Annotated in this window: 1 protein-coding gene; it reads right to left on the bottom strand. The window is 50.9% G+C overall.

Going from position 1 to position 387, the window contains the following annotated elements:
* Nucleotides 1-387: ATPase (locus NE664_15540; GenBank protein ID MCQ4728046.1), on the bottom strand; the 387-nt coding region annotated here is incomplete at both ends.

Genomic DNA, 387 nt, shown 5'->3' with positions numbered 1-387 from the left:
GGGCGCAGCCATACAGCGCCGATGATATCCTCGAAGCCGAACACGCTGCCGAACATGAAGCCGAATATGGTGGAGAAGAAGCCGCAGCAGGAGATGATAGCCGCCAGATTCATCTTCTTGAACCGGTAAAGCAGAAAGCCTCCGAGAAGGAGACAGAGTCCCTGTCCCACGTCTCCGAACATGAAGCCAAAGAGGAAGGAATAGGTGATGCCGATCAGTATGGTCGGGTCGATCTCGTTATAGGCCGGAAGGCCGTACATCTGGATAAACATTTCAAACGGCTTAAACAGCTTCGGATTATGAAGCTTTGTCGGCGGTCTGCTTATGATATTGTTGTGGTCATCCTCCACGATGCAGAAGGTCTTTTCATCGTTTGAGATCTCCTTC

Origin of the sequence: Anaerotignum faecicola (genome assembly GCA_024460105.1) — a bacterium.
Classification (GTDB): Bacteria; Bacillota; Clostridia; order Lachnospirales; family Anaerotignaceae; genus JANFXS01.
The sequence above is the reverse complement of the archived record's forward strand: the minus strand, read 5'-3'. Positions and strand labels throughout refer to the sequence as shown.